This window comes from Pseudomonas sp. PsB, assembly GCF_043658375.1.
Lineage (GTDB): Bacteria > Pseudomonadota > Gammaproteobacteria > Pseudomonadales > Pseudomonadaceae > Aquipseudomonas > Aquipseudomonas putida_Z.
Map to the genome: position 1 here is coordinate 1 of NZ_JBIGLU010000055.1, position 21,979 is coordinate 21,979.

Below are 21,979 nucleotides of genomic sequence, written 5' to 3' on the forward strand. Positions count from 1 at the left end.
TGGCTCCGCGACCTGGACTCGAACCAGGGACCCAATGATTAACAGTCATTTGCTCTACCGACTGAGCTATCGCGGAACTGAACTTCGGTACATCTTTACAGCTTCGAAGCTTGTGTTAGCTTCGGTCTCTTTGGCTACCCGCTTTCGCGTTGTCGCTGCTGAGGCCGGCTATTCTACATTCTTCGTTTTGCTTGTCAACCACTTTTTTTCATTCAACTTACTGATTTGTAAGTTGTTTTGCGGTCACCGATGTTGCTGGTGATTCGCTTAGTGCCTGACAACGCGGCGTATATTAGGGGCACTCGTTTTTAGATGCAAGCAAAAATTTCAAAAATTTCAGCTAGTTATCCAGGAAGCCGGAAAGGCCCGGATTTGCTGGGGCTGTACCGGCCTCTTCGCGGGTAAACCCGCTCCCACAGGTACTGCACAGGCAAAAAAAGCCCCGCAGATGCGGGGCTCATGGTGAAACAGATCAGGCGAAGACGATTTCGTCGCCCTCCACCTTGGCGGTAATCGCCGTCCCCGGCATGAACTTGCCTGCCAGGATCAACTGCGCCAACGGGTTTTCGATCCAGCGCTGGATGGCCCGCTTCAGCGGCCGTGCGCCATACACCGGGTCGTAACCCACGGCAATCAGCTTGTCCAACGCCTCCGGGCTCAAGCTCAGCGACAGTTCGCGCTCCAGCAGGCGGCTGCGCAGGCGGCCCAGCTGGATTTCGGTAATGCCGGCAATCTGCTCGCGGCCCAGTGGCTCGAACACCACCACTTCGTCGATACGGTTGATGAATTCCGGACGGAAGTGCGAACCCACCGCATCCATCACCGCCGCACGCTGTGCCTCGCGGTCACCCACCAGTTCCTGGATCTGCGCCGAGCCCAGGTTGGAGGTCATCACGATCACGGTGTTGCGGAAGTCCACGGTGCGCCCGTGGCTGTCGGTCAGGCGGCCGTCTTCCAGCACCTGCAGCAGCACGTTGAACACATCCGGGTGGGCCTTCTCCACCTCGTCCAGCAGCACCACCGAGTATGGCTTGCGCCGTACCGCCTCGGTCAGGTAACCGCCCTCTTCATACCCTACATAGCCTGGTGGGGCACCGATCAGGCGAGCCACGGAATGCTTCTCCATGAACTCGGACATGTCGATGCGCACCATCGCCTCTTCGGTGTCGAACAGGAACTCGGCCAGCGCCTTGCACAGCTCGGTCTTGCCCACCCCGGTCGGGCCGAGGAACAGGAACGAGCCACTCGGCCGGTTCGGGTCGGACAACCCCGCACGCGAACGGCGCACGGCGTTGGCCACCGCGGTTACCGCCTCGCCCTGGCCGATCACGCGCTGGTGCAGCAGCTCTTCCATCTTCAACAGCTTTTCACGCTCGCCTTCGAGCATCTTGGCCACCGGGATACCGGTCCACTTCGACACCACTTCGGCAATTTCTTCCTCGGTGACCTTGTTGCGCAGCAACTGGTTTTCGGTCTTGCCGTGCTGGTCGACCATCTGCAGGCTGCGCTCCAGGTCCGGGATCACCCCGTACTGCAGCTCGGCCATGCGGCTCAGGTCGCCTTTGCGACGGGCGGTCTCCAGTTCCTGGCGGGCCTGCTCGATCTTTTGCTGGATCTGCGCCGAGCCCTGCACCTCGGCCTTCTCGGAGGCCCAGATTTCTTCCAGGTCGGCGTATTCACGCTCCAACCGGTCGATTTCCTCGGTCAGCTTCTCCAGACGTTTTTTCGCCGCTTCGTCTTCTTCCTTCTTCAGCGCCTGCGATTCCACCTTCAGCTGGATCAGGCGACGGTCGAGGCGGTCGAGCACTTCCGGCTTGGAGTCGATCTCCATGCGGATGCGGCTGGCCGCTTCGTCGATCAGGTCGATGGCCTTGTCCGGCAGCTGGCGGTCGGTGATGTAACGATGGCTGAGCTTGGCCGCAGCAATGATGGCTCCGTCGGTGATGGCCACCTTGTGGTGCACTTCATAGCGCTCCTTCAGGCCACGCAGGATGGCGATGGTGTCTTCCTCGCTCGGCTCCTCGACCAGCACCTTCTGGAAGCGGCGTTCCAGGGCCGCGTCCTTTTCGATGAACTGGCGGTACTCGTTCAGCGTGGTGGCGCCAACGCAGTGCAGCTCGCCACGGGCCAGGGCCGGCTTGAGCATGTTGCCGGCATCCATGGCGCCCTCGCCTTTGCCGGCGCCGACCATGGTGTGCAGTTCGTCAATGAACAGGATGATCTGGCCTTCCTGCTTGGACAGCTCGTTCAGCAGGCCTTTGAGGCGCTCTTCGAACTCGCCGCGGTACTTGGCACCGGCAATCAGCGCGCCCATGTCCAGCGCCAGCAGGCGCTTGCCCTTGAGGCCGTCGGGCACTTCACCATTGATGATGCGCTGGGCCAGGCCTTCGGCGATGGCGGTCTTGCCTACGCCAGGCTCACCGATCAGCACCGGGTTGTTCTTGGTACGGCGTTGCAGCACCTGCACGGTACGGCGAATTTCGTCGTCACGGCCGATCACCGGGTCCAGCTTGCCTTCTTCGGCACGCTTGGTCAGGTCGACGGTGTACTTGTCCAGCGCCTGGCGCGATTCCTCGGCGTTGGCGTCGTTGACGGCCGCGCCGCCGCGCAGGTTGTTGATGGCATTTTCCAGGGCCTTCTTGGTCACGCCCTGGCTCAACAACAGCTTGCCGAGCTTGCTGTTCTCGTCCATGGCGGCCAGCAGCACCAGCTCGCTGGAAATGAACTGGTCACCCTTCTGCTGGGCCAGGCGGTCGGCCTGGTTGAGCAGGCGCGCCAGGTCCTGCGACATGTTCACGTCGCCGGTGGGGTTCTGGATTTTCGGCAGCTGGTCGAGTTCTTTCACCAGCGCCTGGCGCAGGCTGTTGATGTCGAAGCCTACCTGCATCAGCAGCGGCCTGATCGAACCGCCCTGCTGCTCGAGCAGTGCCTGCAACAGGTGCACGGGCTCGATGGCAGGGTGGTCCATGCCAACGGCCAGGGATTGGGCATCGGATATTGCAAGCTGCAGCTTGCTGGTCAAACGGTCTATTCGCATGGGGTACCTTCCTTTAAAGGGCAGGTCGGAGCGATGGACAGCGCCTGTTTATGAAGAAACCTGCCTGAGATGACCTTATAGATAAGGCTGATTCTGGAAGATTCAAGCGTAGCGGGGTTGACCGGGGTCAACCTGTTGGATTAGTGCTGGGCCAGGGTGAACCCGCTCCCACAAGTACTGCTCCGCTCTCAGGGTCTGTGATTATCCTGTGGGAGCGGGTTCACCCGCGAAGAGGCCGGTGCAGGCTAGCGCGGCTCCAGCCACACCAGGGAAGCAAAGCGCCCACCCTGAGGGGTACGGCGATAGGAGAAGAACCGCTCATCGCTGACCGTGCACAAGCCACCGCCGTAAACAGCAGTCACCCCGCGCGCCGCCAAACGAATACGCGCCAGCTCATAGATGTCGGCCATCAACTTGCCCGGCCGGGCACCATCGACAAAGGCCCTGGCCGCTTCCGGGTGCACCGCCGTAAAGGCATCGCGCACCTCCAGCCCCACTTCGAACGCCTGCGGGCCAATCGCCGGCCCCAACCACACCAGCACCTCTTCGGGCGGCAGTGCCAGGCGATCCAAGGTGGCCTCCAGCACACCACCGGCAAGCCCGCGCCAGCCAGCATGCGCCGCGGCCACGCGGGTACCGGCCCGGTCGCAGAACAGCGCAGGCAGGCAATCGGCAGTCATCACGGTGCAGGCAATGCCAGGCTGGTCGGTCCAGCTGGCGTCGGCCTCGGCCACCACGGCCGGGTCGGCATCCGCCACCACCAGCCCATGCACCTGCTTGAGCCAGGCCGGCTGGATGGCGAATTCGTCGCTCAGGCGACGACGGTTCTCGGCCACCGCGGCAGGGTCGTCCCCTACATGGTCGCCAAGGTTGAAGGTTTCATAGGGCGGCAGGCTGATGCCGCCCTGGCGGGTGGTGACACAGGCGCGCACCGAGGCCGGGGCCGGCCAGTCGGGGAACAGCAGCGACTGCGTCAGGCCACTCATCCGACAAAGCTCTCGCGGTCCTGGTTCAGCAGCGACAGCAACCAGACGAAGTCATCCGGCAGCGGCGATTCCCATTTCATGACTTCACCGGTAATCGGGTGGGCCAATGCCAGGAAGCGCGCATGCAGTGCCTGGCGCGGGAAGGTTTTCACCGCCTCGACCATGGTCGGGCTGGCTGCCGGCGGAATGCGGAAGCGCCCGCCGTAGGTCTGGTCGCCGACCAACGGGAAGCCAACGTGAGCCATGTGCACGCGAATCTGGTGGGTACGGCCGGTTTCCAGCTTGACCCGCACGTGGGTGTGCGAGCGGAAGCGCTTGAGCACACGGTAGTGGCTGACCGCCGGCTTGCCGCCGTCGGTGACCGCCATGCGCTGGCGCATGCCGCCGTGGCGGCCGATCGGGGCATCGATCTTGCCGCCGGCAGTGACCACGCCAATCACGATGCACTCGTAGATGCGGCTGACCTTGCGCGCCTGCATCTGCTCGACCAGCCGGGTCTGCGCCTGCAAGGTCTTGGCCACCACCATCAGGCCGGTGGTGTCCTTGTCCAGGCGGTGGACGATACCGGCGCGCGGTACGTTGACGATGTCAGGCACGTGGTGCAGCAGTGCATTGAGCAAAGTCCCGCTGGCATGCCCGGCGGCCGGGTGCACAACAAGCCCGGCAGGCTTGTTGATCACCATGATATGGTCGTCTTCGTAGACGATATCCAGCTCGATATCTTCGGCGACCCACTCGCCCTGGGCCTCTTGCTCGGCCTCCAGGACAAGTTGCGAGCCACCATAGACGAGGTCTCGAGGGCGCACCACGGCACCATCGACCGTCAGGCGGCCTTCTTTGATCCACGAAGTCAGCCGGGAACGCGAGTACTCGGCGAACAATTGGGCGGCGACCTGGTCGAGGCGTTGACCGCCCAGTTCGGACGGGACCTCTGCGCTAAGTTGAATGATCTCGGACATGCTCGATTCGGCGGGCGCACAGCCTTTGGTTTCGGCTGCGAGCTTGTGGTTAAATACGACTTCTTTTGTCCCGGGGTTGGCCGGGGCGCTCATCATAACAGGACGGCACCGCCCAAGACAGCGGCCGTCAAAGGGACGCAAGCCGCCATGCAAGTGAAACACCTGCTGCTGATCGCCATCCTCGGGCTCACCGCGGCCTGTTCCTCCAATAAAGAAGTGATTGACGAGAACCTCAGCGAGGCCGAGCTGTATCAGCAGGCGCAAGCTGACCTGGACAACTCCAGCTACACCAGCGCCGTGAACAAGCTCAAGGCCCTGGAGTCGCGCTACCCGTTCGGCCGCTATGCCGACCAGGCGCAGCTCGAGCTGATCTACGCCAACTACAAGAACTCCGAGCCCGAGGCTGCCAAGTCGGCTGCCGAGCGCTTCATCCGCCTGCACCCGCAGCACCCGAACGTCGACTATGCCTACTACCTCAAGGGCCTGACCTCGTTCGACCAGGACCGTGGCCTGGTAGCGCGCTTCCTGCCGCTGGACATGACCAAGCGTGACCCGGGTGCTGCCCGCGACTCGTACAACGAGTTCGCCCAGCTGACCAGCCGCTTCCCCAACAGCCGCTACGCGCCCGACGCCAAGCAGCGCATGATCTACCTGCGCAACCTGCTGGCCTCGTACGAAATCCACGTGGCCGACTACTACCTGAGCCGCCAGGCCTATGTAGCCGCCGCCAACCGTGGCCGCTACGTGGTGGAGAACTTCCAGGAAACCCCATCGGTCGGCGACGGCCTGGCGGTGATGGTCGAGGCGTACCAGAAGATGCACCTGGACGAACTGGCCGCCACCAGCCTGGAAACCCTCAAGCTCAACTACCCGGACCACCCGAGCCTGGCAGATGGCGAGTTCCAGCCAAAGCAGACCGAGTCTGACGGCCGCGGCTGGCTGTCCAAGGCGACCCTGGGCCTGATCGAAACCGACACCCCGCTGCCGCCGGGTGAAACCCGCGCCAACCAGGACGTGGTCAAGCAGTTCCAGGACGCGCGTGACGAGATGCCGCGTGAGCTGCTGCCGACTGACGAAAACGGTGACCCGATCGTGCCGGAAGGGCCGAAGGAAGCCGAGAAAGACCGCTCCTGGTTCAGCTACATGACCTTTGGTCTGTTCGACTGATACGCAGCGGTACATGAAAGGGAGGCTTGGGCCTCCCTTTTTTATTGGCCGCGTCCTAGACTGTCGGCTTCTTCAACCGACAAGCTGGACACCATGGTTCGCCTACTTTTCTGGATCGCCCTGATCGCCGCCGCGTTCTGGCTGTGGCGCAAGTTCAAAGCCAGCCAACAGTCGCACCCCGAGGCGAAGCTCGATGCGCCGCTGAAGATGGTGCGCTGCGCCCATTGCGGCGTACACCTGCCCAATGACCGGGCGCTGCAGCAGGGCAACGAGTGGTATTGCAGCCAGGCGCACCTGCAGCAAGGGCCGGGGCAATCCCGCTAGAAACTGGGGCTGCTTTGCAGCCCTTTCGCGACACAAGGCCGCTCCTACAGGGAGTACGAGGCCCCTGTAGGAGCGGCCTTGTGTCGCGAAAGGGCCGCAACGCGGCCCCGGCAATCTCAGCTCAACCGCCCGGCTGGCGCATACGGCGCCGGGTCAATGATCGGCTCTGCCCCGGTCAACAGGTCGGTAAACAGCTGGCACGAAGCCGGCGCCAGCACCAGCCCGTTGCGGTAATGCCCGCAGTTCAACCACAGCCCCGCATGCCCCGGCACCGGCCCGATGTACGGAATACCTTCCGGCGACCCCGGCCGCAGCCCGGCCCAATGCGCCACCACCGTGGCCCCCTCGAGCTCAGGCAGCAACTCCACCGCCGAGGCCTTCAGGCTCTCCAACGCCTCCTCGGTCGGGGTCTTGTCGTACCCGGCATGCTCCAGCGTGCTACCCACCAGAATATGCCCGTCGCGCCGCGGGATCGCATAGCGCCCCTTGGCCAACACCATGCTCGGCAGGAAGTCTTCGGCACATTTGAACAAAATCATCTGGCCCTTCACCGGCTCCACCGGCAATTCCAGGCCGAGCGTACGCAGCAGGTCGCCACTCCAGGCGCCGGCACTGAGTACCACCTCATCCGCCGCCAGCACGCCGTCTGCCGTCTGCACACCGGTCACGCGACCGCCTTGCTCGGCGAAGCCGGTAATCTGGCAGTGCTCACGCAAAGTCACGTTGGGCAACGCCAGCAACGCCGCCTTGAGCGACTTCACCAGGCGCGGGTTGCGCACGTTGGCCACGCCGGCCATGTAGATGGCACGCTTGAAGCCCGGGCCCAGCACCGGCACCGCGTCATAGGCCGCCGAGATATCCACGGCACTCAGCGGCCGCTGCTCACGCTCGGCCCAGGCCAGCGCTTCGGCCTCGTCGTCCAGGTCGAGCCAGTACAGGCCGGTAGTGTGCACTTCGGGGTCGACGCCGGTGCTGGCGAACAAACGCTCGCCCAGCTGTGGATAAAAGTCTTGCGACCAGTGTGCCAAGGCGGTCACGGCCGGGCTGTAGCGCCACGGGTACAGCGGCGAGACGATGCCACCGCCGGCCCAGGACGACTCACGGCCGACCTCACCCTGATCACACACCACCACCTGCCCGACCTTCGCCGCCAGGTTGAATGCCGTCAGCAGGCCGATCACCCCGCCACCGACCACCACTACTTGCTTGCTCATCTGTCGATCCAACACCTGAAGTAAATCCGCGATGCACCGGGCATCATTCAACCTTCAGCTTCCCCAGCAGTGCACGCTGTCTTCGACGGCACCCGGATTGCGCTGCACGCCGGCCTGGTCGAGCTGGAAATCGCCACAGCGGTCCTGCGCCATCAGCCCGCTCGGCAGCCGCCGGGCGCGCAGCGTGAAGGTGTCGCTGTCGCGCTGGGCCTGCAGGCTGTAATAGCGGGTACCGTCGGGCAAGGCCGGGTCGCCCTCGGCGTATTGGCCAGTGCGTACGCGGTGGCGCTCCAGGCGCAGGGCGGCATCATGCAGCAGGCCAACCACTTCGCTGCGCGCGGCTCGCCGTAGCTGGTCGCTGTAACTGGGGTAGGCAATGGCTGCCAGAATGCCGGTCACGGCCAGCACAATCAACAACTCGATCAGGCTCAAGCCTTGCTGCATGTCAGTCTCCTCGCAATCTTTGCCGCCAGGTGATGCGCCGGGTTATGTCGCCGGCCACGGCGTAGACCGCTTCCAGCACATGCCGTGACTGGGTTTGCAGGCTGACGGCGGTGACGCGGTACAGGGTGACCTGCTGCCCTTCCGGCATATGCGCCGCGTGTTCGCTGGTACCCAGATTCTGCAAATGGAAATAGCCGGTTGGCGTGCGCTGCCACTGCCCGCTCAGGTCATGCGGTCGAGCGGGTGGCGGGCACGCCTCGCAAGGGTCGGGGGGATCCCGCTCGAGCTCGCCTGCCCCTGCCAGCAGCGTGGCCTCGGCCTGCTCCAGCGCCAGCAGGCCTTCGCTCAGATAGCCGGCCATCCGCGTTTGCGCCAGCGCATCACGCAGGGCCGACGCCGCAAGCAGCCCCAGCAGCATGCTCAAGACCAGGGCCAATAACAGGACTATGCCACGCTGACGACTCATGAAGCCGGCACCGGGTTGCGGACTGCGACGCTCAGTTCATGGTGCTGTTCAAGTTCGAGCGTGGGTTCGTAAAGCGTCAGGGCGATGTCCACCCGCTCCCCCTGTGCCATTTGCACACGCTGCAAACGCATTGACCGCACATTTTCAACCAGCGGCTGGAATGTGCTGTTTTTGCGTTTGAATCTCAGCGTATTGCCCTCGAGTTGGTAGACATATCTGCTGATGGGGTGAACCTGTGGGTAGCCCTCCTTCAACTCATCGTGCACAGACACTTTGCTAGTACAGTCCGTGTGCAGGAACCACTGCGGGCCCCCGGCTTGCCCAGGTAACTCCGCCACGACCAGGCTAAGGGTGGATGCTTCGACTTCCATCGGCCGGGCGAATGCGTGCTCTGCGCTCGTACTGCCGAAGTGCTTTGGCTGCAGTCGCAAGCAGCCGAACATCCCGGTCATTCGGATATCCTGGGCCATTCGCAGCAATGCCAGGCGAGCCTCATCCTGCATGCGTACTGCCGTGCTTTGCAGCCGCCAGGTATGGTGTGCCGAGGCGAATAGCTGGCTGGCCGCCACCAACAGCAGCAACCCGATGGTCAGCGCCAGCATCAGCTCAAGCAAGCCGAAACCACGCTGGGCGTGGCTCATGGCCGCCCCCTTTCATGCTCACTGTGCGCCGCCATTGCCGCCTGCCCATCGCGGCGCGCGTCCTCCGCTGCCTGCAATGCCTGCAGTTGCAGGCCTGCCGCTGCGAACATACCCACGGCCACCACACCCACCGCCAACAACACTTCCAGAAGCGTCATGCCCTGTTGTCTTGCGTGCATCCCTGCACCTCCTGCGACTTTTCCTGCAAATGCATTGAACCCGGGCGACTGGACCGCCGGTCCAACGACCGTGAAGCTACAGCCAAGCACTTCCAGGGAGGAATGCACGGTGAAGCAACGAGGTGTAACACTGATACAAATGTTGTCGGCCCTGGCGGTGGCCGTATTGCTGACACAGCTCGGCATGCCGGCCTACGCCAGATTGAGCGACGACCTACACAGGGCGGCAGCTGCACGAGACCTGGCGCAGGCGCTGCGCAGCGCGCGCAGCCATGCCATGTTGCAAAGCCAGCCGGTGTTGGTGCAGGCGTTGGACGGCAATTGGGGGAATGGTTGGCGGGTGATGCTGGAGCATAACCATCAGGTGCTGCGTGAGCAGCGTCTTTCACGGCCGCTGAAGATCACGAGCAATCGCGGTGAGCAGCTGAAATTCAGTGCGCAAGGGGTTCCGCTTGGGGCAACCAGTAATTGGTTAGGTTCAACGATGGAGATTTGCGAGCGCTTGACCGCAACTAGCCAGTATCAAGTGGTGATGGCATCGACTGGCAGGGTCAAGGTAAAGATGGGTGAGCCAAAAGACTCCCGATGCAAAGACACCACTAGCAGATCAGCGCGGTCAATGTAGGAGCGGCCTTGTGTCGCGAACGGGCCGCAAAGCGGCCCCGGCAATATCAGCTCTAAGGCTGAAATCCTGGGGCTGCTTTGCAGCCCGTTCGCGACACAAGGCCGCTCCTACATGGGGATCGCGCAAACTGCGGTCAGATCAGTGACCGAACCCGCAGCTCCTTGGGCATGGAGAAGGTGATGTTCTCTTCCCGCCCATCCAGCTCTTCAGCACCGCTGGCGCCCCAAGCCTTGAGCTGCTCGATCACACCACGCACTAGCACTTCGGGGGCCGAAGCACCGGCGGTGATGCCGACCCGCGCCTTCTGCTCGAACCAGCCACGCTGCAGGTCCTCGGCACCGTCGATCAGGTAGGCCGGGGTGCCCATGCGCTCGGCCAGCTCGCGCAGGCGGTTGGAGTTGGAGCTGTTCGGGCTGCCGACCACCAGTACCACGTCGCACTCGTCCGCCAGTTGCTTGACCGCGTCCTGGCGGTTCTGGGTGGCGTAGCAGATGTCGTCCTTGCGCGGGCCGCCAATGTTCGGGAAGCGCGCACGCAGGGCGTCGATGACGCGGCTGGTGTCGTCCATCGACAGCGTGGTCTGGGTGACGAACGCCAGGTGGTCCGGGTCCTTCACCTGCAGGTTGGCAACATCCTCCTCGTCTTCGACGAGGTAGATGGCGCCACCGTTGCTGGCGTCGTACTGGCCCATGGTGCCTTCGACTTCCGGGTGCCCTTCGTGGCCGATGAGGATGCACTCACGGCCGTCGCGGCTGTACTTGGCCACTTCGATGTGCACCTTGGTCACCAGCGGGCAGGTGGCATCGAACACTTTCAGGCCACGGCCAGCGGCTTCCTGGCGCACGGCCTGGGAAACACCGTGGGCGCTGAAGATGACGATGACATCGTCCGGTACCTGGTCCAGCTCTTCGACGAAGATGGCGCCGCGGTTGCGCAGGTCTTCCACCACGAACTTGTTGTGCACCACTTCGTGACGCACATAGATCGGCGGGCCGAAGACTTCCAGCGCGCGGTTGACGATCTCGATCGCCCGGTCGACCCCCGCGCAGAAGCCGCGAGGGTTGGCGAGTTTGATTTGCATGCTCGGCTCCAGGCTTACAGGGCCTTCACCTCGAGGATCTCCACCTCGAAGGTCAGGGTCTTGCCAGCCAATGGGTGATTGAAGTCGATGGTCACCTGGTCGTCATCGAACGCTTTGACCACACCTGGCAGCTCGGTGTTGGCGGCGTCGTTGAAGATGATCAACAGCCCTTCGGACAACTCCATGCCCTCGAACTGGGACCGCGGCATGACTTGCACGTTCTGCGGGTTGGGCTGACCGAAGGCGTTCTCCGGGGCCACCACGACGGTACGCTTGTCACCGCCCTTGAAGCCGAACAGGGCGTTCTCGAAACCTGGCAGCAGGTTGCCATCGCCAACCTTGAAGGTGGCCGGGGCCTTGTCGAACGTGCTGTCGACGGTGTCGCCGTTTTCCAGGTGCAGCGCGAAGTGCAGGGTGACTTCGGTGTTCTGGCCGATACGGGTGTCAGTCATGGACCGGATCCTCGGACTTCTTGCTCTTGAACATATCCAGCGCCAGCATCACCGCACCAACGGTAATGGCGCTGTCGGCCAGGTTGAAGGCCGGGAAGTAATGGCGGTTCTGCCAGTGCACCAGGATGAAGTCGACCACATGGCCGAGCACGACGCGGTCGTACAGGTTGCCGATCGCGCCACCCAGCACCAGCGCCAACGCCACGGCCAGCCAGGTCTCGTTGCGCCCCAGGCGCTTGAGCCACACCACCAGCACGGCACTGACCACCACGGCGATCAGGGCGAACAGCCAGCGCTGCCAGCCGGAGCTTTCCGCCAGGAAGCTGAACGCCGCGCCGGTGTTGTAGGCCAGGGTCCAGCTGAAGTAGTCAGGGATGACGACAACCTGCTGATACATGGTCAGGGCATTGTTGAAATACAGCTTGGTGGCCTGGTCGAGGACCAGTACCACCAGGCTCAGCCAAAGCCATGCAAGGCGCCCGAAGCGCCCCGCTGCAGGGTTAGGCATAGTGGCGCACCTCGCCGGAACCGCTCAGGTTGTCGACGCAACGGCCGCAGATTTCCGGGTGCTCCGGGTGGCTGCCGACGTCGGCGCGGAAGTGCCAGCAACGGCCGCACTTGGCGTGGCCGGACTTGACCACTTGCAGCTTGAGGCCTTCGACTTCGGTGGCCACGGCTTCGGCCGGCGCCTGCACGAACGGCACCACGCTGGCAGCCGAGGTGATCAGCACGAAGCGCAGTTCGTCGCCCAGCTTGCCCAGGTCGGCGCTCAGGCCTTCGTCGGCGTACAGGGTGACTTCAGCCTGCAGGTTGCCGCCGATGACCTTGGCGGTACGCTGGTTTTCCAGCTCCTTGTTGACCGATGCCTTGACGGCCATCACGCGGTCCCAGTAGGCGCGGTCCAGTTCGGTACCTTCCGGCAGTTCGCTCAGGCCCTGGTACCAGCCGTTGAGCATTACCGACTCGTTGCGCTCGCCTGGCAGGTACTGCCAGATTTCGTCGGCGGTGAACGCCAGGATCGGCGCGATCCAGCGCACCAGCGCCTCGCTGATGTGGTACAGCGCGGTCTGGCAGGAACGGCGGGCGACACTGTTGGCGCCGGTGGTGTACTGGCGGTCCTTGATGATGTCGAGGTAGAAGCCACCCAGCTCCTGTACGCAGAAGTTGTGCACCTTGGAGTAGACGTTCCAGAAACGGTACTCGCTGTAGTGCTCTTCCAGCTCGCGTTGCAGCAGCAGGGTGCGGTCTACGGCCCAGCGGTCCAGCGCCAGCATGTCTTCCGGGGCCAGCAGGTCGCGGGCCGGGTCGAAGCCGGACAGGTTGGAGAGCAGGAAGCGTGCAGTGTTGCGGATACGGCGGTAGGCGTCGGCGCTGCGTTGCAGGATCTGCTCGGAAACGGCCATTTCACCGGAATAGTCGGTAGCGGCAACCCACAGGCGCAGGATATCGGCACCCAGGGTGTTGTTGACCTTCTCCGGCTCGATGGTGTTGCCCAGCGACTTGGACATCTTGCGGCCGTTCTCGTCCACGGTGAAGCCGTGGGTCAGCAGCTCGCGGTACGGCGCGTGGCCGTCGATGGCGCAACCGGTCAGCAACGACGAGTGGAACCAGCCGCGGTGCTGGTCGGAACCTTCCAGGTACAGGTCGGCACGCGGGCCGGTGGCGTGGCCGATGTCATGCGAGCCACGCAGCACGTGCCAGTGGGTGGTACCCGAGTCGAACCAAACGTCGAGGGTGTCGGTGATCTTGTCGTACTGCTCGGCTTCAGCGCCCAGCAGTTCGGCGGCGTCCAGCTTGAACCAGGCCTCGATGCCTTCCTGTTCGACGCGCTTGGCCACTGCTTCCATCAGCTCGACGGTGCGTGGGTGCAGCTCGCCGGTCTGCTTGTGCAGGAAGAACGGGATCGGTACGCCCCAGTTGCGCTGACGCGAGATGCACCAGTCCGGGCGGTTGGCGATCATCGAATGCAGGCGCGCCTGGCCCCAGGCCGGGACGAACTTGGTGTCCTCGATGGCTTTCAGTGCACGCTCGCGCAGCGGCTCGCCGGTGGTCGGCTGCTTGTCCATACCCACGAACCACTGCGCGGTGGCGCGGTAGATCAGCGGGGTCTTGTGGCGCCAGCAGTGCATGTAGCTGTGGCTGATGGTTTCGGTGTGCATCAGCGCACCGACTTCGCTCAGCTTCTCGACGATGGCCGGGTTGGCCTTCCAGATGAACTGGCCGCCGAAGAATGGCAGCGAGTCGACGTACACGCCGTTGCTCTGCACCGGGGTGAGGATGTCGTCGTTGACCATGCCGTAGCGCTTGCAGGTGACGAAGTCGTCTTCACCGTAGGCTGGCGAGGAGTGCACCACGCCAGTACCGGCGCCCAGTTCGACGTAGTCGGCCAGGTAGACTGGCGACAAGCGGTCGTAGAACGGGTGGCGGAAGTTGATCAGTTCCAGCGCCGAACCCTGGGCGGTGGCGATGACCGAGCCTTCCAGGCTGTAGCGCTTGAGGCACGACTCCACCAGCTCTTCGGCCAGTACCAGCAGGCGCTCGCCGGTGTCGACCAGGGCGTACTTGAACTCCGGGTGGATGTTCAGCGCCTGGTTGGCCGGGATGGTCCACGGGGTGGTGGTCCAGATCACGATGGCGGCCGGCTTGGCCAGCGAAGCCAGGCCGAAGGCAGCAGCCAGCTTGGCCTCGTCGGCAACCGGGAAGGCAACGTCGATGGTCTGCGATTTCTTGTCGGCGTACTCGACTTCGGCCTCGGCCAGGGCCGAACCGCAATCGAAGCACCAGTTCACCGGCTTCAGGCCCTTGAACACGAAGCCTTGCTTGACCATCTCGGCCAGGGCGCGGATTTCGCCGGCCTCGTTGGCGAAGTTCATGGTCTTGTACGGGTTGTCCCAGTCACCCAGCACGCCCAGGCGGATGAACTCGGTCTTCTGCCCTTCGATCTGCTCGCCGGCGTACTCGCGGCACAGCTCGCGGGTGCGGTCGGCGGACAGGTGCTTGCCGTGGGTGACCTCGACCTTGTGCTCGATCGGCAGGCCATGGCAGTCCCAGCCTGGCACGTACGGCGCATCGAAGCCGGCCAGGGTCTTGGAACGGACGATCATGTCCTTGAGGATCTTGTTCAGCGCATGACCGATGTGAATCTTGCCGTTGGCATAGGGCGGGCCGTCGTGCAGGACGAACTTGGGACGATCCTTGCCAATTTCGCGCAGCTTCTGGTACAGGCCAATGCTGTCCCAGCGCTGCAGGATCTGCGGTTCGCGCTGAGGCAGGCCGGCCTTCATGGGGAAGGCGGTGTCCGGAAGGTTAAGCGTGGCTTTGTAGTCGGTCATTTCAGGCTCTTCGTTAACGGTTGAGCGTGCCAATGTGCACGTGCGGCGGCGATATCCGCATCGATCGCCGACTTCAGCGCCTCCAGGGAGGCGAATCGCTGCTCTTCACGCAGCTTGTGGTGGAACTCCACCGTCAGGCGCCGGCCGTAAAGGTCGCCGGCATAGTCCAGCAGATGAATCTCCAGGTGCGGGCGCCCGTCACCGGCAACGGTGGGGCGCACGCCGATATTGCCGACACCCGGCCAGGCCTTGCCGTCGATTTCGATGCTGGCCAGGTAGACCCCGGACAGCGGCACGCGGCGGCGCTTGAGCTGGATGTTGGCGGTAGGTGTGCCGAGCTGGCGGGCCAGCTTCTGGCCATGCAACACGCGGCCGCTGATGCGGTACGGGCGGCCCAACAGGTGCTCGGCCAGCTCGAAGCTGCCTTCGGACAGGGCCTTGCGCACTTCGGTGCTGCTGACCCGCAGGCCGTCCTGGATCACCGTGTTGGCAGCCTCGACGGTGAAGCCGTACTGCTTGCCGGCCTCGACCAGGAAGGCGAAGTCGCCGGCGCGGTCGCAGCCGAAGCGGAAGTCATCGCCCACTTCGAGGTGGCGTACACCCAGGCCGTCGACCAGGATGGCCTTGACGAAGGCATCGGCACTGAGCTTGCTCAGGCGCTGGTTGAATGCCAGGCACAGCACCCGGTCGATACCCTCGGCCGCCAGCAGCTCGATCTTGTCGCGCAGCCGGGCCAGGCGGGCCGGCGCGGTGTCGGGGGCGAAGTACTCGCGTGGTTGCGGTTCGAAGATCACCACGCAGGTCGGCAGGCCCAAGGCCTGGCCGCGCTCGCGCAGGCGCGCCAGGATCGCCTGGTGGCCGCGGTGAACCCCGTCGAAGTTGCCAATGGTGGCGACACAGCCCCGGTGCTCGGGGCGCAGGTTGTGAAGACCTCGAACCAGCTGCATAACGCGCTTCTTGCTCATAAAGTGGCCGATTATAACCACACCCGGGCGCTGGTGACAGGCAGCAGCGCCCAAGGGCGGCGTGGAATGCGAAAAACCGACGCCTGACCCGCCCGATGCCTTAGTGCAAGGCCTTGCGGGCGAAATGCCGAGGCCGGAAGCCGCACAGGTACAGGCAGCCGAAATAGGTCACGATGCCCGCCAGTACCAGAGCCCCCAGGCGCACCAGGCGCTCAAGCATGTTGCCCTGCTCCCAAGCCGGCAGGTAATGCATGCCGGCCAGCAACACCGCCGACATCAGCCCCACCGCCAGCACCAGCTTGAGCAGGAACATCGCCCAGCCTGGCTGCGGCTGGAACAGCTGTTGGCTGCGCAGCTTCCAGAACAGCAGGCCGGCGTTCAGGCAGGCCCCCAGGCTGATCGCCAGGGCCAGGCCGGCATGCGCGAGCGGGCCGATCAGGGCCAGGTTGAACAGTTGGGTGCAGACCAGGGTGAATACCGCGATCTTCACCGGTGTACGGATATTCTGCTGCGCATAGAAGCCGGGTGCCAGTACCTTGACCAGAATGATCGCCAGCAAGCCCACGGAATAGGCGATCAGCGCCTTCTGGGTCATGGCCGCGTCGACGGCGGTGAACTTGCCGTACTGGAACAGCGCCACGGTCAATGGCTCGGCGAGAATGGCCAGGGCCAGGGTGCATGGCAGCACCAGCAGGAAGCACAGGCGCAGGCCCCAGTCGAGGATCCGCGAGTATTCCTCGCGGTCCTTGTTGGCGTAGGTCTTGGCCAGCGTCGGCAGCAATATGGTGCCCAGGGCCACGCCCAGCACGCCGGAAGGCAGCTCCATGAGGCGGTCGGCGTAATACATCCACGACACCGAACCGGCCACCAGGAAGGAGGCGAAGATGGTGTTGATGATCAGCGAGATCTGGCTCACCGACACCCCGAGGATCGCCGGCAGCATCTGCTTGAGCACCCGCCACACGCCGGCATCACGCAGGTTCAGGCGTGGCAGCACGAGCATGCCGATCTTCTTCAGCGCTGGCAGTTGGTACAGCAACTGCGCCAGGCCGCCCGCCAGCACGCCCCAGGCCAGGGCCATGATCGGCGGGTCGAAATACGGCGTGAGCAGCACGGCGAAGGCGATCATCGCCAGGTTCAGCAGGGTCGGGGTAAAGGCCGGTACCGAGAAACGGTTCCAGGTATTGAGGATCGCCCCGGCCAGGGACGACAGCGAGATCAGCAATATATAAGGAAAAGTCACGCGCAACAGGGCGGTGGTCAATTCGTATTTCTCGGCGCTGTCGACAAAACCTGGCGCGGTCGCCCACACCACCCACGGTGCCGCCAGAATGCCGATGGCGGTCACCAGCGCCAGAACCAGGGTCAGCAGGCCACTGACATAGGCAACGAAGGTGCGGGTCGCCTCCTCGCCTTGCTGGGTCTTGTATTCGGCCAGGATCGGCACGAAGGCCTGGGAAAACGCGCCCTCGGCGAAGATGCGCCGCAGCAGGTTGGGCAGCTTGAAGGCGATGAAGAAGGCATCGGTGGCGATGCCGGCACCGAAAACACGCGCCAGAATGGTGTCGCGGACAAAGCCCAGCACCCGCGAAATCATGGTGATCGAGCTTACCGCAGCCAGGGATTTGAGCAGGTTCATCGAAAAGATTCACGCCAAGGGCAGAGGACGCTGCCAGACAGCGTCCGAATGTGCGATACTCCCGCGCCTTCGCAGGGGAGCCAAAAATTCCCGAGTTTACAGGTCGCGCAGCAGAAAGGAATATTTCCCTCTTGTTGGCGCACCGCTCGGCGGAACCTTGCAGGTGGCCTTGACATCCGTTCGACTGATCGGCATGATTCGCGGCCTATTTTGTTTGCTATTTACCTAAAGTCTTTCGAGGAGCTCGACGGTGGCCAACACACCTTCCGCCAAGAAACGTGCAAAACAGGCTGAGAAGCGTCGCAGCCACAACGCCAGCCTGCGTTCCATGGTCCGCACCTACATCAAGAATGTAGTCAAGGCCATCGACGCAAAAGACGCCGAAAAAGCGCAAGCCGCTTACGTTCTGGCTGTGCCTGTAATCGACCGTATGGCCGACAAGGGCATCATCCACAAGAACAAGGCTGCTCGTCACAAAGGCCGTCTGAATGGCCACATCAAGGCGCTGAAAGAAGCTGCAGCTGCCTAAGCGACGTGCTAGTCGAAAAACCGACCCTAGGGTCGGTTTTTTGTTGCCTGCGATTTGTGCACATCGCCGCCTCGCTGCTGCGACCTATGCAACATCGCCGATCCGCTTTTGTAGGAGCGGCCTTGTGTCGCGATCGGGCTGCGCAGCAGCCCCAGCAATATCAGCATCGACGCTGAAACCGAGGGGCTGCTGCGCAGCCCGATCGCGACACAAGGCCGCTCCTACAAAAAGCAGGGCCGTGTTTGCCCAGTGCTACTTCGCTATCTGAATCTTCGGCGCCCACTGCAGCCATTCATCCTCGGCCTTGTCGAACAAGGCGAACGTCTGCTGCGGCCGTGCCGGGTTGCCCATCTGCTCGCCATCCGGCGTGGCAAAGGCGATACCGCCGTCGATCATGGTCTCCACCGATTCGGTACGCACCGTAACCCCCTTGACCAGCCCCCAGTCGAAACCGAAGCCGCTGCTGTTCCAGAAGCGGCTTCCGCTGCGCACCAGGGCCGCATAGCGCGGTTCGATCAGGATATGGATCAACACGCGGTCAGCACTCTGGCCCAACTCAAAGCCCGTTACCTTGCCCACCGCAACCTCACGGTAGGTCACCGGCACGCCCGGCTTGATCGAGCCACGGCGCGGAGCGCTCAGCGTCAACGGCAGGCCGACTTCAGGCCCTGCCACCTGCGGGGCGTCGGCCAAGGCGATGAAATCGCGCTGCGGGCCACGGTCCTTGGCAGCCGGCTGCACTTCCAGGTACTGCCCGCCCACCAAGGTGTCGAGGTTCTGCGTGCGCACCAGGCCAAAGGCCGGCTTGACCACCCAGAACTGCGTACCGGCGCGGGCGATACGGTCAGCCGCTTCGGTAATGCGCGCCCGCAGCAACACCGCCTGCAAGTCATCGGTCAGGTCGACGCTCTCGACGCTACCCACATCCAGGCCGCGGAAGCGTATCGCCGTGCCTGGCTTGAGGCCGTCGGCACGGTCCACGCGAATGGTGATCAACGTACCCGCGCGGTTGACCGCATCCTGGCTGTCATGCAGGCGGAAGCGTGGGATGTGTCGTTTGAGCGGCACATCAGGCCGTGGCGTATCGAACGCGATACCACCAGCCATCAGGGTCTGCAGTGATTCACTCTTGATCTTGATGCCCGACAGGCCCCCCGTCAGGGTGATGCCACTGACATTCCAGAAGCGCGACGAACCGTTGACCAGCTTTTCGTATTCCTTCTCGATATGCACACCGATCAGGATGCGATTGCTGTTGCGGGCGAACTGGTAGCTTTGCACGCTACCCACCTTCACCTGGCGGTACATGACCGGGCTACCGACTTCCAGCGAACCCAGGGTGTCTGCGAACAGCACCATGTGCAGGCCTGGTGCCTTGAGGTCGAGCGGCGGTGCCTTGGCGCGGGCTTCGAACTCACGCTCTGGCCGCGCACCCTTCTCACCAGGGCGAATGGCGATGTAGTTACCCTTGACCAGCGCTTCCAGGCCGGTGATACCCGCCAGGGAAATCGATGGTTTGACCACCCAGAACTGCGTGCCCTCGACCAGATAATCCTCGGCCAGCGGGTCCAGCGTAAGCTCGGCCGATGCACTGGCCAGGTTGTCTGCCATTGTCAGGGCTTTGAGCGAGCCCACCTGGATGCCCTTGTACATGACCGGTGTACGGCCCGCCTGCAGACCCTCGTAATCGCTCAATTTCACCTTTACCCGGATACCGGCCTGGGCCGCATCGAAGTCCTCATACAGACGGAACGGCAGGTTCGAGTCGGTGGGAGGGCTGTCCTTGCGGTGTTCCGGCGTGGCAAAGGCGATACCACCGGCAACAATGCTCGACAGCGATTCGCTACGCACTTTCACGCCCGAGAGCGAGGCATCGATGCTGACGCCACTGGCATTCCAGAAACGCGTGTGCTTGCGCACCAGGCTGGCATAGGCCGGCTCGATGAAGACTTTGATCTCGACGGTGCTCTGGTCCTCGGACAGGCGGTAGCTTTTGACCCGGCCAACCTGGATCTGCTTGTAGAACACCGGGCTGTCACGGTTGAGCGACCCCAGCCGCTCGGCCTTGAGGGTAAGGTGCAGGCCCGGCTCGGTGTCCGAAAGCGGCGGCGCCACCTTCAAGGCGGTAAAACGCTTGGTGCGCTCCCCCTCCCCCGGGCTGACGGCGATGTAGTTGCCTGACACCAGGGTTTCAAGGCCGGAAATACCCGCCAGGCTGACGCTCGGCTTCACCAGCCAGAAACGCGTACCTTTGGTCAGATGAGGCTCGGCAGCCTTGTTCATCTCGATGGTGGCGATCACCCCTTGGTTCTCACCCTTGGCGTCGAGCACCAGGCTTTTGACCTTGCCAACCGGCATGCCCTTGTAGATCACCTCGGTCTTGTTGGCGACGATACCCTCGCCCGACTCGAAGCGAACCTCAATTTCCACGCCGGCATCACGGTAAGCCTGCCACGCAAGCCAGCCACCGATCATCAAGGCGATCAAAGGCAGGATCCATATGGCCGACCAGTTCGAGGCTGGGCGGGTTTTAGCCGTTGGCAGGTCACTCATGGTCGTCATCCGACTCCGTGTTATCCCAAATCAGTCGGGGATCGAAAGTTAAAGCGGCAAGCATTGTCAGGATCACCACAGTTGCAAAGGCGACAGCGCCCAGGTTGGCTTCGACACTGGCTATTCGGCCGAAATTCACCACCGCCACCAGGATGGCGATGACGAAGATATCGAGCATGGACCAGCGCCCAATGAATTCGATGAAGCGGTACATCAATATCCGTTGCCGCGCCGAAAGCGGCTGCCGACGCTGAACGGAGTACAACAGCAAGCCGATGCCCACCAGCTTGAATGTGGGCACCAGGATACTGGCAATGAACACCACGGCAGCAATGGGCACCATGCCATGCTTGAGCAAGGTGATGACGCCGGACATGATCGTGTCGGGGCTGCCTTGGCCCAGGGTGCTCACGGTCATGATCGGCAGCATGTTGGCCGGGATGTACAGGATCGACGCGGCAATCAGCAGCGCCCAGGTGCGCGCGATGCTGTTCGGCCGACGGGCATGCACGATGGCACCGCAGCGTGTACAGGTTTGTGAAGTGCTGTCTGGCTGTTGCCGGTTCAGCTCGTGACACTCATTGCAGACAAGAATGCCTGCATCAATCGCCCGCATGCAGGTCCTCCCCTGATAGCGCACTCCAGATCTGGTGCGGTGACATCACCACCTCGAGCCACACCTGGATCAATAACAGGCTGATGAAGCAGAACAGCCCCAGGCCCACAGTCAGCTCGGCCAGGTCCACCAGCTTGACGATGGCCACCAGCACGCCCATGAAATAGACCTCGAGCATGCCCCAGTCACGCAAGTGGTGATAGATGCGGTAGAACAGCAGGCCGAAACTACGCCCCACGTTCAGGCGGATGCTCAGGAGCACGACCAGCTGACAGAGCAGTTTTGCCAGAGGGATGGCCATGCTGCACAGGAACACCACCACGGCCACGCCGCGCATTTCCGAGTTGTACAGGCCCAGCACGCCGCTCCAGACGGTATCGTCCGATGTCTGGCCAAGCAGGTGCAGCTGCATGATCGGCAGGAAATTGGCAGGCACAAACAGCAGCAAGGCGGTGAGTACCAGGGCCAGGCTGCGGTTGACCACATTGTGCCGATGGGCGTAGAGCTCGTAGCCGCAGCGCGGGCATTGGGCCTTCTCATCATGCTGGAGCACGGGCTTGCGCAGCAGCAGGTCGCATTCATGGCAGGCGACAAGCTGGTCCAGCGGCAACTGAGCCAAGGTTTCAGGTTCGACAGGATTGGGCATATAGCGCTTCTGAATAGGTGCGTGGGCCTATTCTAGTGTTCTGGCTCGAATTGTGGGAGGCAACATAACAGCGGGCCTGCGCGACCTTTGTAGGAGCGGCCTTGTGTCGCGATCGGGCGCGCAG

General features: G+C 63.1%; 21 protein-coding genes and 1 tRNA gene. 4 read left to right on the forward strand and 18 right to left on the reverse strand.

Annotated features, from left to right (window positions below):
• The 4 genes from ACGLHT_RS28500 to rluD all read right to left on the reverse strand — a co-directional run bounded on the left by ACGLHT_RS28500 (position 1) and on the right by rluD (position 4,982).
• Positions 1-76: transfer RNA gene (locus ACGLHT_RS28500), tRNA-Asn, on the reverse strand.
• Positions 77-472: 396 nt separating this feature from the next.
• Positions 473-3,037 (reverse strand): ATP-dependent chaperone ClpB, encoded by a 2,565-nt coding sequence (gene clpB, locus ACGLHT_RS28505; protein ID WP_274119799.1) that lies wholly within the window; start codon positions 3,035-3,037, stop codon positions 473-475.
• 245 nt (positions 3,038-3,282) lie between these two features.
• Positions 3,283-4,023, reverse strand: coding sequence for a peptidoglycan editing factor PgeF (pgeF, locus tag ACGLHT_RS28510; protein ID WP_274119800.1), 741 nt, complete (start codon positions 4,021-4,023; stop codon positions 3,283-3,285).
• The gene (rluD, locus tag ACGLHT_RS28515; RefSeq protein WP_025337605.1) at positions 4,020-4,982 is read right to left on the reverse strand and encodes a 23S rRNA pseudouridine(1911/1915/1917) synthase RluD; all 963 of its coding nucleotides are present in this window, start codon (positions 4,980-4,982) and stop codon (positions 4,020-4,022) included. Before rluD ends, pgeF begins: the two co-directional genes overlap by 4 nt.
• Positions 4,983-5,129: 147 nt before the next feature.
• Between rluD and ACGLHT_RS28520 the strand changes: the two genes are divergently transcribed.
• The gene (locus tag ACGLHT_RS28520; protein WP_085626733.1) at positions 5,130-6,149 is read left to right on the forward strand and encodes an outer membrane protein assembly factor BamD; all 1,020 of its coding nucleotides are present in this window, start codon (positions 5,130-5,132) and stop codon (positions 6,147-6,149) included.
• 93 nt (positions 6,150-6,242) lie between these two features.
• Positions 6,243-6,473: a PP0621 family protein gene (locus tag ACGLHT_RS28525; RefSeq protein ID WP_015268854.1), complete on the forward strand. Its 231-nt coding sequence runs from the start codon at positions 6,243-6,245 to the stop codon at positions 6,471-6,473.
• Between the two features lie 116 nt (positions 6,474-6,589).
• Here ACGLHT_RS28525 and thiO read toward each other — a convergent pair whose 3' ends face one another.
• Genes thiO through ACGLHT_RS28550 form a run of 5 tightly spaced genes read right to left on the reverse strand, consistent with a single transcriptional unit; the run spans position 6,590 to position 9,417 of the window.
• On the reverse strand, positions 6,590-7,687 hold the full coding sequence (gene thiO, locus ACGLHT_RS28530) for a glycine oxidase ThiO (RefSeq protein WP_075043657.1): 1,098 nt from the start codon (positions 7,685-7,687) through the stop codon (positions 6,590-6,592).
• A gap of 54 nt (positions 7,688-7,741) precedes the next feature.
• Positions 7,742-8,131: a type IV pilin protein gene (locus ACGLHT_RS28535; RefSeq protein ID WP_013970758.1), complete on the reverse strand. Its 390-nt coding sequence runs from the start codon at positions 8,129-8,131 to the stop codon at positions 7,742-7,744.
• 1 nt (position 8,132) lies between these two features.
• Positions 8,133-8,597 (reverse strand): hypothetical protein, encoded by a 465-nt coding sequence (locus tag ACGLHT_RS28540; protein ID WP_274119801.1) that lies wholly within the window; start codon positions 8,595-8,597, stop codon positions 8,133-8,135.
• The gene (locus ACGLHT_RS28545) at positions 8,594-9,238 is read right to left on the reverse strand and encodes a PilW family protein (RefSeq protein ID WP_274119802.1); all 645 of its coding nucleotides are present in this window, start codon (positions 9,236-9,238) and stop codon (positions 8,594-8,596) included. The genes ACGLHT_RS28540 and ACGLHT_RS28545 overlap by 4 nt, the downstream gene beginning before the upstream one ends.
• On the reverse strand, positions 9,235-9,417 hold the full coding sequence (locus ACGLHT_RS28550) for a prepilin-type N-terminal cleavage/methylation domain-containing protein (protein WP_025337599.1): 183 nt from the start codon (positions 9,415-9,417) through the stop codon (positions 9,235-9,237). The genes ACGLHT_RS28545 and ACGLHT_RS28550 overlap by 4 nt, the downstream gene beginning before the upstream one ends.
• Before the next feature lie 109 nt (positions 9,418-9,526).
• Between ACGLHT_RS28550 and ACGLHT_RS28555 the strand changes: the two genes are divergently transcribed.
• On the forward strand, positions 9,527-10,042 hold the full coding sequence (locus ACGLHT_RS28555) for a GspH/FimT family pseudopilin (RefSeq protein ID WP_274119803.1): 516 nt from the start codon (positions 9,527-9,529) through the stop codon (positions 10,040-10,042).
• 133 nt (positions 10,043-10,175) lie between these two features.
• On the opposite strand, the gene ispH is transcribed toward ACGLHT_RS28555, so the two are convergent.
• From ispH to murJ, 6 genes are all read right to left on the reverse strand, one after another.
• On the reverse strand, positions 10,176-11,123 hold the full coding sequence (gene ispH, locus ACGLHT_RS28560; protein ID WP_137162927.1) for a 4-hydroxy-3-methylbut-2-enyl diphosphate reductase: 948 nt from the start codon (positions 11,121-11,123) through the stop codon (positions 10,176-10,178).
• Positions 11,124-11,137: 14 nt separating this feature from the next.
• Positions 11,138-11,575 carry an FKBP-type peptidyl-prolyl cis-trans isomerase gene (gene fkpB / locus ACGLHT_RS28565; protein WP_003258215.1) on the reverse strand — a complete coding sequence of 146 codons (438 nt, stop codon included), beginning with the start codon at positions 11,573-11,575 and terminating at the stop codon, positions 11,138-11,140.
• Positions 11,568-12,083, reverse strand: coding sequence for a signal peptidase II (lspA, locus tag ACGLHT_RS28570; protein WP_025337596.1), 516 nt, complete (start codon positions 12,081-12,083; stop codon positions 11,568-11,570). The genes fkpB and lspA overlap by 8 nt, the downstream gene beginning before the upstream one ends.
• A complete protein-coding gene (ileS, locus tag ACGLHT_RS28575; protein ID WP_274119804.1) occupies positions 12,076-14,907 on the reverse strand; it encodes an isoleucine--tRNA ligase in 2,832 nt (943 codons plus the stop codon). The genes lspA and ileS overlap by 8 nt, the downstream gene beginning before the upstream one ends.
• Positions 14,904-15,854, reverse strand: coding sequence for a bifunctional riboflavin kinase/FAD synthetase (gene ribF, locus ACGLHT_RS28580; RefSeq protein ID WP_274119805.1), 951 nt, complete (start codon positions 15,852-15,854; stop codon positions 14,904-14,906). Before ribF ends, ileS begins: the two co-directional genes overlap by 4 nt.
• 118 nt (positions 15,855-15,972) lie before the next feature.
• Positions 15,973-17,511, reverse strand: coding sequence for a murein biosynthesis integral membrane protein MurJ (gene murJ, locus ACGLHT_RS28585; RefSeq protein ID WP_137162925.1), 1,539 nt, complete (start codon positions 17,509-17,511; stop codon positions 15,973-15,975).
• A gap of 250 nt (positions 17,512-17,761) precedes the next feature.
• On the opposite strand from murJ, the gene rpsT reads away from it, so the two are divergent.
• Positions 17,762-18,040, forward strand: a complete 279-nt coding sequence (gene rpsT, locus ACGLHT_RS28590; protein ID WP_003247625.1) for a 30S ribosomal protein S20 — start codon at positions 17,762-17,764, stop codon at positions 18,038-18,040.
• A 252-nt stretch (positions 18,041-18,292) separates the two neighbouring features.
• Here rpsT and ACGLHT_RS28595 read toward each other — a convergent pair whose 3' ends face one another.
• The 3 genes from ACGLHT_RS28595 to ACGLHT_RS28605 are packed head-to-tail and all read right to left on the reverse strand — an operon-like array spanning position 18,293 to position 21,855.
• Positions 18,293-20,593: a PqiB family protein gene (locus tag ACGLHT_RS28595; RefSeq protein ID WP_274121231.1), complete on the reverse strand. Its 2,301-nt coding sequence runs from the start codon at positions 20,591-20,593 to the stop codon at positions 18,293-18,295.
• Positions 20,586-21,209: a paraquat-inducible protein A gene (locus ACGLHT_RS28600; RefSeq protein WP_015268842.1), complete on the reverse strand. Its 624-nt coding sequence runs from the start codon at positions 21,207-21,209 to the stop codon at positions 20,586-20,588. Before ACGLHT_RS28600 ends, ACGLHT_RS28595 begins: the two co-directional genes overlap by 8 nt.
• Positions 21,196-21,855: a paraquat-inducible protein A gene (locus ACGLHT_RS28605; protein WP_025337591.1), complete on the reverse strand. Its 660-nt coding sequence runs from the start codon at positions 21,853-21,855 to the stop codon at positions 21,196-21,198. Before ACGLHT_RS28605 ends, ACGLHT_RS28600 begins: the two co-directional genes overlap by 14 nt.
• Positions 21,856-21,979: the final 124 nt, after the last annotated feature.

Bases quoted from the DNA above. Each gene is read 5' to 3' on its own strand.
- clpB (WP_274119799.1), bottom strand. From the start codon at position 3,037: ATGCGAATAGACCGTTTGACCAGCAAGCTGCAGCTTGCAATATCCGAT.
- pgeF (WP_274119800.1), bottom strand. From the start codon at position 4,023: ATGAGTGGCCTGACGCAGTCGCTGCTGTTCCCCGACTGGCCGGCCCCG.
- rluD (WP_025337605.1), bottom strand. From the start codon at position 4,982: ATGTCCGAGATCATTCAACTTAGCGCAGAGGTCCCGTCCGAACTGGGC.
- ACGLHT_RS28520 (WP_085626733.1), top strand. From the start codon at position 5,130: ATGCAAGTGAAACACCTGCTGCTGATCGCCATCCTCGGGCTCACCGCG.
- ACGLHT_RS28525 (WP_015268854.1), top strand. From the start codon at position 6,243: ATGGTTCGCCTACTTTTCTGGATCGCCCTGATCGCCGCCGCGTTCTGG.
- thiO (WP_075043657.1), bottom strand. From the start codon at position 7,687: ATGAGCAAGCAAGTAGTGGTGGTCGGTGGCGGGGTGATCGGCCTGCTG.
- ACGLHT_RS28535 (WP_013970758.1), bottom strand. From the start codon at position 8,131: ATGCAGCAAGGCTTGAGCCTGATCGAGTTGTTGATTGTGCTGGCCGTG.
- ACGLHT_RS28540 (WP_274119801.1), bottom strand. From the start codon at position 8,597: ATGAGTCGTCAGCGTGGCATAGTCCTGTTATTGGCCCTGGTCTTGAGC.
- ACGLHT_RS28545 (WP_274119802.1), bottom strand. From the start codon at position 9,238: ATGAGCCACGCCCAGCGTGGTTTCGGCTTGCTTGAGCTGATGCTGGCG.
- ACGLHT_RS28550 (WP_025337599.1), bottom strand. From the start codon at position 9,417: ATGCACGCAAGACAACAGGGCATGACGCTTCTGGAAGTGTTGTTGGCG.
- ispH (WP_137162927.1), bottom strand. From the start codon at position 11,123: ATGCAAATCAAACTCGCCAACCCTCGCGGCTTCTGCGCGGGGGTCGAC.
- fkpB (WP_003258215.1), bottom strand. From the start codon at position 11,575: ATGACTGACACCCGTATCGGCCAGAACACCGAAGTCACCCTGCACTTC.
- lspA (WP_025337596.1), bottom strand. From the start codon at position 12,083: ATGCCTAACCCTGCAGCGGGGCGCTTCGGGCGCCTTGCATGGCTTTGG.
- ileS (WP_274119804.1), bottom strand. From the start codon at position 14,907: ATGACCGACTACAAAGCCACGCTTAACCTTCCGGACACCGCCTTCCCC.
- ribF (WP_274119805.1), bottom strand. From the start codon at position 15,854: ATGCAGCTGGTTCGAGGTCTTCACAACCTGCGCCCCGAGCACCGGGGC.
- murJ (WP_137162925.1), bottom strand. From the start codon at position 17,511: ATGAACCTGCTCAAATCCCTGGCTGCGGTAAGCTCGATCACCATGATT.
- ACGLHT_RS28595 (WP_274121231.1), bottom strand. From the start codon at position 20,593: ATGAGTGACCTGCCAACGGCTAAAACCCGCCCAGCCTCGAACTGGTCG.
- ACGLHT_RS28600 (WP_015268842.1), bottom strand. From the start codon at position 21,209: ATGCGGGCGATTGATGCAGGCATTCTTGTCTGCAATGAGTGTCACGAG.
- ACGLHT_RS28605 (WP_025337591.1), bottom strand. From the start codon at position 21,855: ATGCCCAATCCTGTCGAACCTGAAACCTTGGCTCAGTTGCCGCTGGAC.